Source organism: Candidatus Caccoplasma merdavium (assembly GCA_018715595.1).
Taxonomy (GTDB): Bacteria; Bacteroidota; Bacteroidia; order Bacteroidales; family UBA11471; genus Caccoplasma; species Caccoplasma merdavium.
Genome location: DVLI01000017.1, coordinates 74,729 through 87,668, shown reverse-complemented (window position 1 = coordinate 87,668; position 12,940 = coordinate 74,729). Strand labels below are relative to the sequence as shown.

Annotated in this window: 12 protein-coding genes; 6 read left to right on the top strand and 6 right to left on the bottom strand. The window is 53.7% G+C overall.

Going from position 1 to position 12,940, the window contains the following annotated elements; translation table 11 throughout:
* Nucleotides 1–15: 15 nt before the first annotated feature.
* From IAD09_05210 to IAD09_05190, 5 genes are all read right to left on the bottom strand, one after another.
* Nucleotides 16–672, bottom strand: a complete 657-nt coding sequence (locus IAD09_05210) for a CDP-alcohol phosphatidyltransferase family protein (GenBank protein ID HIT81619.1) — start codon at nt 670–672, stop codon at nt 16–18.
* Between the two features lie 15 nt (nt 673–687).
* Nucleotides 688–1,152, bottom strand: coding sequence for a GtrA family protein (locus IAD09_05205; protein HIT81618.1), 465 nt, complete (start codon nt 1,150–1,152; stop codon nt 688–690).
* Nucleotide 1,153: 1 nt separating this feature from the next.
* Complete coding sequence (locus tag IAD09_05200; GenBank protein HIT81617.1) at nt 1,154–1,633, bottom strand: phosphatidylglycerophosphatase A; 480 nt, start codon at nt 1,631–1,633, stop codon at nt 1,154–1,156.
* 166 nt (nt 1,634–1,799) lie between these two features.
* Nucleotides 1,800–3,092 (bottom strand): Na+/H+ antiporter NhaC family protein, encoded by a 1,293-nt coding sequence (locus IAD09_05195; protein HIT81616.1) that lies wholly within the window; start codon nt 3,090–3,092, stop codon nt 1,800–1,802.
* Between the two features lie 20 nt (nt 3,093–3,112).
* Complete coding sequence (locus IAD09_05190) at nt 3,113–4,111, bottom strand: 2-hydroxyacid dehydrogenase (protein HIT81615.1); 999 nt, start codon at nt 4,109–4,111, stop codon at nt 3,113–3,115.
* Between the two features lie 168 nt (nt 4,112–4,279).
* On the opposite strand from IAD09_05190, the gene IAD09_05185 reads away from it, so the two are divergent.
* Nucleotides 4,280–5,863, top strand: coding sequence for an Ig-like domain-containing protein (locus IAD09_05185; protein ID HIT81614.1), 1,584 nt, complete (start codon nt 4,280–4,282; stop codon nt 5,861–5,863).
* A 119-nt stretch (nt 5,864–5,982) separates the two neighbouring features.
* On the opposite strand, the gene dnaK is transcribed toward IAD09_05185, so the two are convergent.
* A complete protein-coding gene (gene dnaK / locus IAD09_05180; GenBank protein HIT81613.1) occupies nt 5,983–7,893 on the bottom strand; it encodes a molecular chaperone DnaK in 1,911 nt (636 codons plus the stop codon).
* Between the two features lie 433 nt (nt 7,894–8,326).
* Here dnaK and mce point away from each other — a divergent pair, with 433 nt between their 5' ends.
* Genes mce through IAD09_05155 form a run of 5 tightly spaced genes read left to right on the top strand, consistent with a single transcriptional unit; the run spans nt 8,327 to nt 12,836 of the window.
* Complete coding sequence (gene mce / locus IAD09_05175) at nt 8,327–8,740, top strand: methylmalonyl-CoA epimerase (GenBank protein HIT81612.1); 414 nt, start codon at nt 8,327–8,329, stop codon at nt 8,738–8,740.
* Between the two features lie 18 nt (nt 8,741–8,758).
* Nucleotides 8,759–10,312, top strand: coding sequence for an acyl-CoA carboxylase subunit beta (locus IAD09_05170; protein ID HIT81611.1), 1,554 nt, complete (start codon nt 8,759–8,761; stop codon nt 10,310–10,312).
* Between the two features lie 21 nt (nt 10,313–10,333).
* Nucleotides 10,334–11,227, top strand: coding sequence for a lamin tail domain-containing protein (locus tag IAD09_05165; protein ID HIT81610.1), 894 nt, complete (start codon nt 10,334–10,336; stop codon nt 11,225–11,227).
* A gap of 11 nt (nt 11,228–11,238) precedes the next feature.
* Entirely contained in the window at nt 11,239–11,670 is a 432-nt protein-coding gene (locus IAD09_05160) for an acetyl-CoA carboxylase biotin carboxyl carrier protein subunit (protein HIT81609.1), read from the top strand.
* A gap of 5 nt (nt 11,671–11,675) precedes the next feature.
* On the top strand, nt 11,676–12,836 hold the full coding sequence (locus IAD09_05155; GenBank protein HIT81608.1) for a sodium ion-translocating decarboxylase subunit beta: 1,161 nt from the start codon (nt 11,676–11,678) through the stop codon (nt 12,834–12,836).
* The last annotated feature ends 104 nt before the right edge of the window (nt 12,837–12,940 follow it).

Sequence of the window (12,940 nt, the reverse complement as noted above, 5' to 3'; positions counted from 1 at the left end):
GGGACGCGTAACCGATTATTTTCCTTCATTGAACAAGCGATAACAATGGGCCACCCGCACAAAAGCCGTGACATTGGCCAAGAGGGCGATAAGAGCCAAGGGCAGTGCGAGAATGAGTATCGGGTCGAATGCCGTGCAGTCGCCGAATATGCCACAAAAAAGCGCGCCCAGGCTGGTGAGTACCACCCGTTCGGGACGCTGCATGAGTCCCACTTTGCACTCCAAGCCCAACCCTTCGGCCCGTGCCCTCACATAGCTCACCATGATCGAGCCGATGAGCGCGACAAAGGCAACAATGGCCCAAGCCACATATCCTTGCAGGACAAGGAAAAAGAAAAGGCCGAAAAGGGTGAAGAGCTCGCTATACCGGTCGAGCACCGAGTCGTAGAAGGCACCAAAGCGGGAAACCTTATTGCCCATGCGGGCCACACGGCCGTCGAGCATGTCGAAAAGGCCGGCAAAAAGCACAACGCCGCCGCCCAGCCCCACATAGAAGAACGATTCTTCACGAGCCAAATAGCCGGCATAAATAAAGAGAGCCGCCGCGACGATATTGAGCACCAGGCCGGTGGTGGTGATGACATTGGGCGTCACGCCCATTTTTATCAGCCCCTTCACAACGGGGTTGATGATTTTGTAGATGAGTTGTTGCAGATAATCGCGATAATGCATAAGTCTATTTCGATTTTATCTTTTATGAGAAGTCAGGAGTCTGTCGAAGCGGCAGTCGCAGTAGACAAACTTCCGCTGCAACTGGTAGTTCCAGAAAAACGAAACAAGGAGCGCCACGATGATTTTGGGCAAAAGAAAGAGGTTGACCGAGACAAGGGCATTCAAGCGGTCGACCCAGGCCATGCGCATCACCCCTTCGGTAAGGAGATAAGTGCCGGCGGTATTGAGCAGTATGCTTCCGCTCCATACCAATAAATATTTCAAAGCAATGAGGTGTTTCGACGAAGAGACGCTGAACACCCATTTGTAATTGATGCAGCAGTTGACCACGCCTCCCGAGAATGCGCCGAGGAAAGTGGCTGCGACATAGTAGAGCCCGCAAAAATTGACCAGGAGAAAGGTCACGGCAAAATCGACGGCGCTGGCTATCTGAGCCGAGCACATGGCCTTGAAAAATAATATGAACGAACGTCGCGACATCTTATCCTATCAAAAAGCGAGCCGCGCCGAGCAACACCGCGCTGTAAACGCCGGCCAAAATATCGTCCATCATAATGCCCATTCCGCCTCCGAGACGCTCCATGCGGCGCACGCCGAGCGGCTTGACAATATCGAAAAAACGGAACAGGACAAAGGCGGCCACCACATACCACCACCCGCCGTCGGGGACGACAAGCAACGGAATCCACACGCCCACCATCTCGTCGACGACGACGCGCGAAGGGTCTTCGCCCCAATATTTCTCCATCACACCGCTCGAATAGACACCCTGCACGGTGAAGTAGACAACCAAAACGGCCAACAGCACCTGCAACTGGGCAAAAGGCAACAGGAAATAGCCCGCCACCCACAACAGCACCGCCAACAGCGCGCCGGCCGTACCGGGAGCCACAGGCGAAAATCCGGAGCCGAAACCCGTTGCCACAAGGAGATGAAAAAAAGGTGGTTTTTGTGCCGACATAGAGAGTGATGCTGTACTGAAATTTCGCGCAAAAATACGCATTCTGTTCTACACTGCCAAGCCGTAAGCCCCCAATTCGATTATCCGAAAGGGCTGTTATTGTGTCGGAGAAGTCTCTTTTCAAGGCATCGACGTCTTTTTACCGGCTGCCGGCCGGCAAAATGTGTCACGAATAGCGGCGCGGATAGCGCAACATGATCGCCAACAACGCAAAAGCCCCCAACAACACCGGATAGTAGAGGTAGCGGATTATCGACAAGGGCGAGAGCTGGGTAAGCCCCGCGGCAATAAGCAATTGGGCTCCATAGGGAATAAGCCCCTGCACCGCACAGGAGAAGGTGTCGAGAATACTTGCCGTTTTACGGGCATCGAGGCCATAACGCTCGGTAATGTCATGAGCTATCGAGCCGGTAGTGATGATGGCGATGGTGTTGTTGGCCGTGCAGAGGTTGGCCAGGGAGACCAAGGCGGCAATGCTCAACTCGGCCCATCTTTTGGAAGAGACATGGGCCGTGAGTCGAGAGATGATAAATTCCATACCGCCATTGAAGCGTATCAGTTCGAGCATACCGCCGGCCAGCAACGTGACGATAATCAGTTCGCCCATACCGGTAATCCCCTCTCCCATTGCCGACAGGCAACCGAAGATGTCATAACCACCGGTAAAGACACCTATCACCGCAGTGGCAAAAAGGCCCAATGTCAGCACCAGCATCACATGGACTCCGGCCAAGGCCGTGAGCAGGACGACGATATAGGGCACAACCTTCAACCACTCCACCGGCGCCGAAGGTGGCGGGACATCGAGACGGAAGCCGACAATCGTATAGTAGACCACCAGCAGCAAAGCGGCGGGCAAGACAATCAAGATATTCACGCGGAACTTGTCTTTCATCCCACACATCTGCGTGCGGGTGGCGGCGATGGTCGTGTCGGATATGAACGACAGGTTATCGCCGAAGAATGCGCCCCCCACGACGATGGCCGTGATATAAGGCATGGCGATGCCGGTCTTGTCGGCCAGGCCGGCAGCCACCGGCACCAAAGCCACGATTGTCCCCACCGACGTTCCCACCGAGAGGGAGATAAAACACGACGCCACAAAAAGCCCTACCAGCAGGAAGTGATCGGGCAAGAGCCACAACGTCAGATTGACCGTTGCATCGATGGCTCCCATAGCCTTGGCCGACTGGGCAAAGGCTCCTGCCAGGATAAAAATCCATATCATCAGGAGTATGTTCTTGTCGGCAGCCCCTTCGGAAAACCGGGCTATGCGAGCGCTCAACGACAAGCCTTCGGTAAGAGCCACCGCCACCATCGAGGCGACAATGAAGGCCACCGTAATGGGCACGGCATAGAAATCGTCGACCCATATCGAAGCCAGCAGATAAACGCCCAAAAAGACAAACAGCGGTACCAACGCCCTGATGCCGGAACGTCGCGGTGTGAGAGTCTCCATATCGAAAAAAAATAGCCGTATTAACGTTTCACCTCATTTTCGAGCGGACGACCCGCCTCGAAATCGGCCACATTCTGCAACGTGGTCTCGGCGATATTGTGCACAGCTTCCCGCGTAAAGAAAGCCTGATGGGAGGTAACTATCACGTTGTTGAACGAAAGCAGGCGTGCCAGCACATCGTCATCGATAATACGGTCGGACTTGTCCTCATAGAAATAGCCGCTCTCCTCTTCATACACATCGAGGCCGGCATACCCCACCTTCTTGCTCTTCAACCCGTTGATAAGGGCGTGGGTGTGAATGAGTTTTCCACGACCGGTATTGATGAGCATCACGCCTTGTTTCATCTTGGTAATAGCCTCATCGTCGATGATGTAACGGGTGGCGTCGGTCAGGGGGCAGTGCAGGGAAATGATGTCGGAATTGCGATAAAGCTCATCGAGCGTGGTGTATTCGACATGATAAGCTGCGGCAAACTCTTTGTCGGGATAGAGGTCATAGGCCAGTATGCGCATGCCAAAGCCGCTCAACAGCTGTATCAACACCTTGGCAATCTTACCGGTACCGATAATGCCGATGGTCTTCTCGTGCATGTCAAAGCCCATGAGACCTTGCAGCGAGAAATTCCCGTCGCGGGTGCGCCATGTAGCCCGGGGAATGCGGCGATTGAGGGCCAGCATCAGAGCCAAGGTGTACTCCGCCACGGCATAGGGAGAGTAAGCCGGTACCCTGACAACCGGCAAGCGACCCTCGGCAGCAGCCAAGTCGACATTGTTATATCCGGCGCAACGCAGCGCCAGCAACTTGACTCCGTTCTCGACCAGGGCGTCGATGACTTCGGCATCGGCCACATCGTTGACAAAGATGCACACGGCATCGAACCCCCGGGTCAACATCACATTGTTGGGGTTGAGATGTCCCTTGAAATAGACAATCTCGAAACCGAAACGCTCGTTCATTTTGTTGAAAGAGTCTTCATCATAAGGTTTCGTGTCGAAAAAGGCAATTCTGAATGACATAGCAATACAATTTTGAGGATTACAGGCATGATACCGGCGGTAAAGATACACTTTTTTCTCCCGAGCACCCGCTTCCGGTCGCTTATTTTTTAAGAAGCACAGGAAGGTAAAACACGAGATTTCTTATCTTTGCGCATTAACCTTATCGTCCTACTCAACGAAACGACCATGAAAAAAGTTCTTTTACCTCTACTCTTGTTGCTCTGCGGACAGGTGGGCGCCATGCCGCAACCCGCCGAGGCAACGACGTCAGCGGGGAAATTCCACCCGCAAAAAACCGCTACGGCGCCGGCCATGCAGTTCACCCCGGGAAACAAGACCGCCGAAGTACCGCCCGACACCCATCTGACCATCGAATTTGCGAGTCCCGTGCGACTCAACAACCGAGGCATGATACGCATCTTCGATGCCGAGACGGGACAACGGGTCGACTCGCTCGACTTGTCAATTCCCGCCGGCCCTTCCCAGCCCGACATGATACGCAAACAGAAAGCCACCTACACCACGGTTCCTTATGATTATGACTCGCACGGGAAACGCATCACCAATGCCAATACCCGCCCCGGAACCCCATCGGGCACGGCCGTTCGCGACACGACAGGGCCGTACCAGCTGACCATCATCGGCGGCTTCTCCGACGGATTCCGCTTCTACCCCGTCATCGTCGACGGCAATCGGGCCACCATCTACCCGCACAACAACTTGCTCGAATACGGCAAAAGCTACTACGTCACCATCGACAAAGAGGTGTTCGACCTCTCCTCGGGCGAATTTCCCGGCATCTACGATACGCAAACGTGGCGGTTCTCGACCCGTCGCCATGCCCCCGAAGCCGGCCGACGGCTCCTCACGGTGAGCCCCGACGGCAGCGGTGACTTCTGCACCGTGCAGGGAGCCATGGATTTCATACCCGATTTCAGTCCCGAAAAATGGGAAGTATTCATCGCCAACGGCGACTATGAGGAGCTGGTCTATTTCCGCAACAAGCAAAACGTGCACCTGCGGGGCGAAAGCCGCGACGGCGTGCTCATACATTATGCCAACAACGAGACCTTCAACCCCCACCCCCTCAATGTGAAGACCAACGAATGGCCGGGCACCTTCCCCTCGCGCCGCGCCGCCTTTGCCGCCGACAACTGCTACGACATGCGGTTTGAGGACATGACCATACAGACCGACTTGCAGGGTCAGGCCGAAGGGCTCCTGCTCATGGGGGCACGCAATTACCTGCGCAACGTGCGGGTTGTGGGGTCGGGCGACGCCCTGCAAGTCAACGGCTCGGTCTATCTCGAACGCTGCATTGTCGACGGCGGCGGCGACATGGTGCTGGGCCGCGGCCCCGCCTTCTTCAAGGAGTGTACGCTGCAAGGCCCCGGCCCCTTCATGTGGATACGCAACACCGAGGCCAACCACGGTAACATCTTCGTCGACTGCCACTTCATCGGTTCGCACCCGCGCTCCGTCCTCGCCCGCTCGCCGCTCAACAAGCAACCCGACGGATATCCCTATGCCGAAGCCGTGTTGATAAACTGCACCCTCGAAAACATCGCACCCGAAGGGTGGGGCGAGATAGAAGGCTCGGCCCATCATGTGCGCTTCTATGAATACGACAGCCGCGACAAGGCCGGCAATCCCGTCGACGTGAGCCGCCGCCACCCGCGTTCGCGCCAACTGACGTGGCCGGCCGACTCGGCCCTCATCGAGATGTACCGCACCCCCGCCCGCATACTCGACTGGGAGCCGGTGTGGTAACACCATGCCCGCCACAGGAAGCCCCACCTTCCTACCGAAAGGCCGAAGCACAAACGATAAAAAAAGCGAGAGCCCCGATGGGGACTCTCGCTTTTCAATGTATGCGATGTATTTTCGTCTTATTTCACCTCCTCGAAGTCGACATCGGTCACACCGCCGTCGCCTTTGTTCGACGAGTTGCCTCCGGCCTGTGCATTGCCTGCGTTCTGGGCGCCGGCCTGTTGCTGGCCTTGTGCATTGTAGAGGTCTTGGGCGGCCGACTGCAAGGCGTTGTTCAACTCGGCCATGGCACTGTCGATGGCAGCAATGTCCTGAGCCTTGTGAGCCTCTTTCAGTTTGTTGAGAGCCGTCTCGATGGTAGCCTTCTTGTCGGCCGGGAATTTATCGCCGAGGTCTTTGAGCTGTTTCTCGGTTTGGAAAATCATCGAATCGGCCTGGTTAATCTTGTCGATACGCTCTTTTTCCTTCTTGTCGGCTTCGGCATTGGCTTTGGCTTCGGCTTTCATGCGTTTGATTTCTTCGTCGCTCAATCCGCTCGAAGCCTCGATGCGAATGCTTTGTTCCTTGCCTGTGCCCTTATCTTTCGACGATACGGTGAGGATACCGTTGGCATCGATATCGAAGGTGACTTCGATTTGAGGCACGCCACGCGGAGCAGCGGGGATACCGTCGAGGTGGAAACGGCCGATGGTCTTGTTGTCCTTGGCCATGGAACGTTCGCCTTGGAGGACGTGTATCTCGACCGAAGGCTGGTTGTCGACTGCCGTCGAGAAGACTTCGGACTTGCGGGTAGGAATGGTGGTGTTGGCCTCGATAAGTTTGGTCATCACACCGCCGAGGGTTTCGATACCCAGCGAAAGCGGGGTGACATCGAGCAGCAGCACGTCTTTTACATCGCCCGTGAGCACACCGCCCTGAATGGCAGCACCTACGGCAACGACCTCATCGGGGTTGACGCCTTTGGACGGTGTCTTGCCGAAGAATTTCTCGACAACGGCCTGCACGGCGGGGATACGGGTCGAACCACCGACGAGAATGACTTCGTCGATATCCGAAGCCGAGAGTCCGGCGTCTTTCAATGCCTGACGGCACGGTTCGATGGTAGCCTGAATCAGCTTGTCGCAGAGTTGCTCAAATTTGGCACGGGTAAGCGTCTTTACCAAGTGTTTGGGCACACCGTTTACGGGCATGATATAAGGCAGGTTGATTTCGGCCGTCGTGGAGCTCGACAATTCGATTTTGGCTTTTTCGGCAGCCTCTTTCAGACGTTGCAGAGCCATGGGGTCTTGACGCAGGTCGACACCTTCCTCGGCCTTGAACTCGTCGGCCAGCCAGTCGATGATGACGTGGTCGAAGTCATCACCACCCAGGTGAGTATCACCGTTGGTCGATTTCACTTCAAACACACCGTCGCCCAATTCGAGGATAGAGATATCGAACGTACCGCCACCGAGGTCGAAGACGGCAATCTTCATATCCTTGTTGGCCTTGTCGAGACCGTAGGCCAAGGCGGCAGCCGTAGGCTCGTTGATGATACGGCGCACATTGAGTCCGGCAATCTCACCGGCCTCATTGGTGGCCTGACGTTGCGAGTAGTTGAAGTAGGCAGGTACCGTGATGACGGCTTCGGTCACTTCCTGTCCCAAATAGTCTTCGGCGGTTTTTTTCATCTTTTGCAGAATCATGGCCGAGATTTCCTGGGGCGAATAGAGACGTCCGTCGATGTCGATACGCGGCATATTGTTATCGCTGCGCACTACTTTATAGGGCACGCGGGCGATTTCGTTTTGTACCTGGTCGTAATTTTCTCCCATGAAACGTTTGATAGAGAAAATCGTGCGGGTAGGGTTGGTGATAGCCTGACGTTTGGCGGGGTCGCCCACTTTACGTTCGCCACCATCTACGAATGCAACAATCGAAGGAGTTGTTCTGCGGCCTTCGCTGTTTGCTATGACAACCGGGTCGTTGCCTTCCATAACGGCAACACAAGAGTTGGTTGTTCCCAAGTCGATTCCAATGATTTTTCCCATTTTATTCTAAGTTTTTATTGTTTATAATCGGTTTTTTCTGCGGGAGCAGGTAGCCTGCTTCCCGGTCTTGGTTCTCGGTGAGTGCCCTGTGAAGAAGCCGCCCGGCGAACCGCGACACTACGGGAGTGTCAAACCCCGTGCCAAAGCACCTTGATGCGCAGTTTTTTATTTTTTTGGCAGGCCGACAGCATTTTTTTGCCCAATCTTTGTCAGTAAATGCTGCCGATTTGTCAGTCGTTCTCCCCATGTGTGGACATTGGCTCGGGAGAAAAGCCTCCCCGGGAAAAGAGTCGTGGCAACAGGCGTTCTTTTTTGGAGAAAAAGTATGGAGTTCAATATATTTTTTTATCTTTGCCACGAGATTATATAAACCTACTCCGCGTTTATGTTTCGTGTCGATGAGACTGGGGGCGGAGCTTTAATTTTTTATACTATGGAACTTTCTCATATCGAACATCTGGGCATTGCCGTGAAAAGCATTGCCGACTCTCTGCCTTATTATGAAAACATTTTGGGGCTGAAATGTTATGCCGTAGAAGAGGTCGCCGACCAAAAGGTGAAAACGGCTTTCTTCAAAGTAGGAAACACTAAAATAGAACTCCTCGAACCGACCTCGGAAGAGAGTACCATTGCCAAATTCATCGAGAAACGGGGCGAAGGAATCCACCACATAGCTTTTGCCGTTGCCGATGGCGTTGCCAACGCGCTTGCCGAAGTGGCCGAAAAAGGCGTGAGACTCATCGACCAAGCTCCCCGCCGCGGTGCAGAGGGTCTCAACATCGCCTTCCTCCACCCCAAATCGACATGCAGCGTACTGACCGAGCTGTGCGAAAAACCCGAGAAATAAACATTATACCGAAAAAATATGAGTAATCAACTTGAAAAAGTAAAAGAGCTGATTGCCTTGCGCGAGCAAGCTCGACTGGGCGGCGGAGAAAAAGCTATCGCCAAACAACACGAAAAAGGCAAATACACGGCTCGCGAACGCATCGCGATGCTCCTTGACGAAGGCAGTTTTGAGGAAATCGACATGTTTGTCACCCACCGCTGCCACAACTTCGGCATGGAAAAGAAACATTACCTGGGCGACGGCGTGGTAACCGGTAGCGGAACCATCGATGGTCGCCTTGTTTATGTTTTTGCCCAAGACTTCACCGTGAACGGCGGTTCCCTTTCCGAAACCATGGCGCAGAAGATATGCAAAGTCATGGACCTCGCCATGAAGATGGGTACGCCCTGCATCGGCATCAACGACTCTGGAGGCGCACGCATACAAGAAGGCATCAACGCCTTGGCCGGCTTTGCCGAGATTTTCCAACGCAACATTCTGGCATCGGGTGTGATACCCCAAATTTCGGGCATCTTCGGCCCCTGCGCCGGTGGCGCTGTTTACAGCCCGGCATTGACAGACTTTACGCTCATGACCAAAGGCACATCATACATGTTCCTCACCGGCCCCGCCGTAGTGAAAACCGTGACGGGCGAAGATGTGAACGCCGAACAACTGGGCGGTGCCAGCGTACATGCCGTCAAATCTGGAGTGGCCCATTTTGCCGTCGACACCGAAGAAGACGGTCTCAAACTTATCCGCAACCTGCTCAGTTTCATTCCGCAAAACAATCTCGAAGAGGCTCCCATCGTACCTTGCGACGACCCCATCGACAGGATCGAGGATTCCCTCAATGAAATTATTCCCGACTCGCCCAACAAGGCTTATGACATGTATGAAGTCATCGGCTCCATTGTAGATAATGGAGAGTTCCTCGAAGTACACCGCGATTTTGCCCGCAACCTCATAGTCGGGTTTGCCCGTTTCAACGGGCAGTCGGTAGGCATTGTCGCCAACCAGCCTTGCCAGATGGCCGGAGTTCTCGATTGCAACGCTTCGCGCAAAGGAGCCCGTTTTGTACGGTTCTGCGATGCCTTCAACATTCCCATTGTTTCGCTGGTCGACGTGCCCGGCTTCCTGCCCGGAACGGGTCAAGAGTACAATGCCGTGATTTGGCACGGCGCCAAACTGCTCTATGCCTATGGCGAAGCAACAGTACCCAAAGTAACCGTTACCCTGCGCAAATCTTACGGAGGCTCTCACATCGTAATGAGTTGCAAACAGTTGCGCGGAGATGTGAACTTCGCATGGCCTACCGCCGAAATTGCCGTGATGGGAGCCAGCGGAGCTGTCGCCGTGCTTTATGCCCGCGAAGCCAAAGAGCAAGCCGACCCGGCAGCCTACTTGGCCGAGAAAGAAGCCGAATACACCAAGCTGTTCGGCAACCCCTATAACGCCGCAAAATACGGCTATATCGACGATGTCATCGAGCCCCGGAACACCCGGTTCCGCATCTGCCGCGCATTGGCTCAGTTGCAGACCAAGAAAGTAGTCAACCCGGCCAAAAAGCATGGCAACATTCCTCTATAACCTTTCTAAAATCGGAATAAGATGAATATAAAGAAATTAGGATTATTGTTGCTTGCTTGCTGTTCGGTTGCCATAGCTCCCGCCCAACTGACTTCGGCGCTGCACATCAACGAAGTGCTTACCAACAATGTAAGCAACTACGTCGACCCGTTCGGCAACCGGGGTGCCTGGATTGAGATCTACAACAACTCGGCAGGAACGGTCGAAATGGCTGGGTGTTATATTACCAATGACCCCAACAACCCGAAGAAATACATGATTTCGAAGGGTGACCTCAAAACAAAAATCGGTCCGCGGCAGGTTGTCCTCATTTGGGCCGACGGCTTTTCTCATCACGGGACGTTCCACACCAATTTCGTACTCGACCCCACGAAAGAAAATTATATCGCATTGTATGATGCCGGCGGCAAAAACCTCATCGACGAAATACGTGTACCCGTCATGGCTGCCGACCAAAGTTTCGGTTCGCCCCGTGACGGAATGCTCGACCGCCAAATACTGGAACACCCGACGCCCGAGGCTGCAAATTACGTCGAAAATTCCAATCCAAAAGTCGACAAGTTTGCAGAAAAAGACCCCATAGGTGTTTCCATGTCGATAACAGCCATGATGGTCGTGTTCATAGCCCTCATCGTGTTGTACCTGTTCTTCAAGATGGTCGGCAAGACAGCTATCCGCATGAGCGCCCGCCGTGCCGTGAAAGCAGGTAGTGCCTCGACAATAGCCGAAGCCAAACAGGAGGCAGGCATATCGGGAGACGTCTTGGCCGTAATATCCATGGCCATATATGAGTACCAAGAAGCCGAGCACGACTATGAAGACACCATTCTCACCGTAAAACAAGTGAAACGTAGCTATTCACCGTGGAGTTCCAAAATCTACGGGTTGCGACAGATTCCCCAACGCAAATTATAAAACACAGTACTATGAAAGAGTTTAAATATAAAATCAACGGAACCCCCTATACCGTCAACATCAACCGCATCGAAGAAAACATCGCTACGGTCGAGGTGAATGGCACACCTTATCAGGTGGAACTTGACAAACCGGCCAAGAAACAAATCAAACCGCTTACCCGTCCCCAGTCGGCACCACTTACGGCGGCCGGCGAGCCGGTCATATCCCGGCCCGCAATTTCCACGATGTCGGGAGCCGTGCGTTCTCCGCTGCCGGGAGTTATTCTCGAAGTGTGCGTGAATGTAGGAGACACCGTGAAAACCGGACAGAAAGTGGCAGTCCTCGAAGCCATGAAGATGGAAAACGTGATTCCTGCCACACACGACGGCAAGGTTACAGCAATAAAAGTTAATAAAGGCGATTCGATACTTGAAGGAGCCGAAATCGTCATTATCGGATAAGGCTTATGGGAGGAGAATTTATCAGTTTTTTAGGGGAGAATATCCAAGAATTTCTCACCTATACGGGATTCGCCAACGTTTCGTGGGGGAATTTCGTCATGATTCTTGTCGGGTGTTTCTTCATCTACCTCGCCATAGCGAAAGAGTTCGAGCCGATGTTGCTGATACCCATAGGATTCGGTATCCTCATAGGAAACATACCTTTTAAAGATGCCGGCTTGCAACTGGGCATATACGAAGAAGGTTCGGTATTGAATATCCTCTATCAAGGTGTCGTGCAAGGTTGGTACCCGCCGCTTATCTTCCTCGGCATCGGTGCCATGACCGATTTTTCAGCATTGATTTCCAACCCGAAGTTGATGCTTATCGGAGCCGCCGCCCAATTCGGTATCTTCGGTGCCTATGCCATAGCATTGAGCATGGGATTCGACCCGAGCCAGGCTGCGGCCATCGGTATCATCGGTGGCGCGGACGGCCCCACGGCCATCTTCCTTTCTTCAAAGTTGGCACCCAATTTGATGGGGGCAATTGCCATTTCGGCATACTCATACATGGCATTGGTCCCCGTCATACAGCCGCCTATCATGCGTTTGCTGACCACCAAGAAAGAGCGCCTTATCCGCATGCGTTCACCCCGCGTCGTATCGCAGACCGAAAAGGTCATCTTCCCCATCGTGGGTCTGTTGCTCACCTGCTTCCTCGTGCCTTCGGGTCTTCCGCTGCTGGGTATGTTGTTCTTTGGCAACCTGCTTAAAGAAAGTGGCGTTACCCGCCGTTTGGCCGAGACAGCCCGAGGCCCGCTTATCGACGTTATCACCATATTGTTGGGTGTTACAGTAGGAGCATCGACCCAAGCTTCACAATTCCTGACCGAAAATTCGGTGAAGATATTTATTCTCGGTGCCATCTCGTTTATCATTGCCACGGCTGCCGGCGTGTTGTTTGTGAAATTCTTCAACCTATTCTTGAAGAAAGACAACAAAATCAACCCGCTTATCGGAAACGCCGGTGTCTCGGCCGTACCCGACTCGGCACGTATTTCACAGATATTGGGACTGGAATATGACCCGTCAAATTACCTGCTCATGCATGCCATGGGCCCGAACGTGGCAGGTGTTATCGGTTCGGCTGTTGCTGCCGGTATCCTGTTGGGATTCCTCGGATAATTCGCATAACACCGCTCTGCATATCGGGGCTCATGTCGATTGGCATGAGCCCCGATTTTTAATTGCACGCCACAGCAGGACGGTTTAGATTCCATCCAAAGAAC

Bases quoted from the DNA above. Each gene is read 5' to 3' on its own strand.
- IAD09_05210 (HIT81619.1), bottom strand. From the start codon at position 672: ATGCATTATCGCGATTATCTGCAACAACTCATCTACAAAATCATCAAC.
- IAD09_05205 (HIT81618.1), bottom strand. From the start codon at position 1,152: ATGTCGCGACGTTCGTTCATATTATTTTTCAAGGCCATGTGCTCGGCT.
- IAD09_05200 (HIT81617.1), bottom strand. From the start codon at position 1,633: ATGTCGGCACAAAAACCACCTTTTTTTCATCTCCTTGTGGCAACGGGT.
- IAD09_05195 (HIT81616.1), bottom strand. From the start codon at position 3,092: ATGGAGACTCTCACACCGCGACGTTCCGGCATCAGGGCGTTGGTACCG.
- IAD09_05190 (HIT81615.1), bottom strand. From the start codon at position 4,111: ATGTCATTCAGAATTGCCTTTTTCGACACGAAACCTTATGATGAAGAC.
- IAD09_05185 (HIT81614.1), top strand. From the start codon at position 4,280: ATGAAAAAAGTTCTTTTACCTCTACTCTTGTTGCTCTGCGGACAGGTG.
- dnaK (HIT81613.1), bottom strand. From the start codon at position 7,893: ATGGGAAAAATCATTGGAATCGACTTGGGAACAACCAACTCTTGTGTT.
- mce (HIT81612.1), top strand. From the start codon at position 8,327: ATGGAACTTTCTCATATCGAACATCTGGGCATTGCCGTGAAAAGCATT.
- IAD09_05170 (HIT81611.1), top strand. From the start codon at position 8,759: ATGAGTAATCAACTTGAAAAAGTAAAAGAGCTGATTGCCTTGCGCGAG.
- IAD09_05165 (HIT81610.1), top strand. From the start codon at position 10,334: ATGAATATAAAGAAATTAGGATTATTGTTGCTTGCTTGCTGTTCGGTT.
- IAD09_05160 (HIT81609.1), top strand. From the start codon at position 11,239: ATGAAAGAGTTTAAATATAAAATCAACGGAACCCCCTATACCGTCAAC.
- IAD09_05155 (HIT81608.1), top strand. From the start codon at position 11,676: ATGGGAGGAGAATTTATCAGTTTTTTAGGGGAGAATATCCAAGAATTT.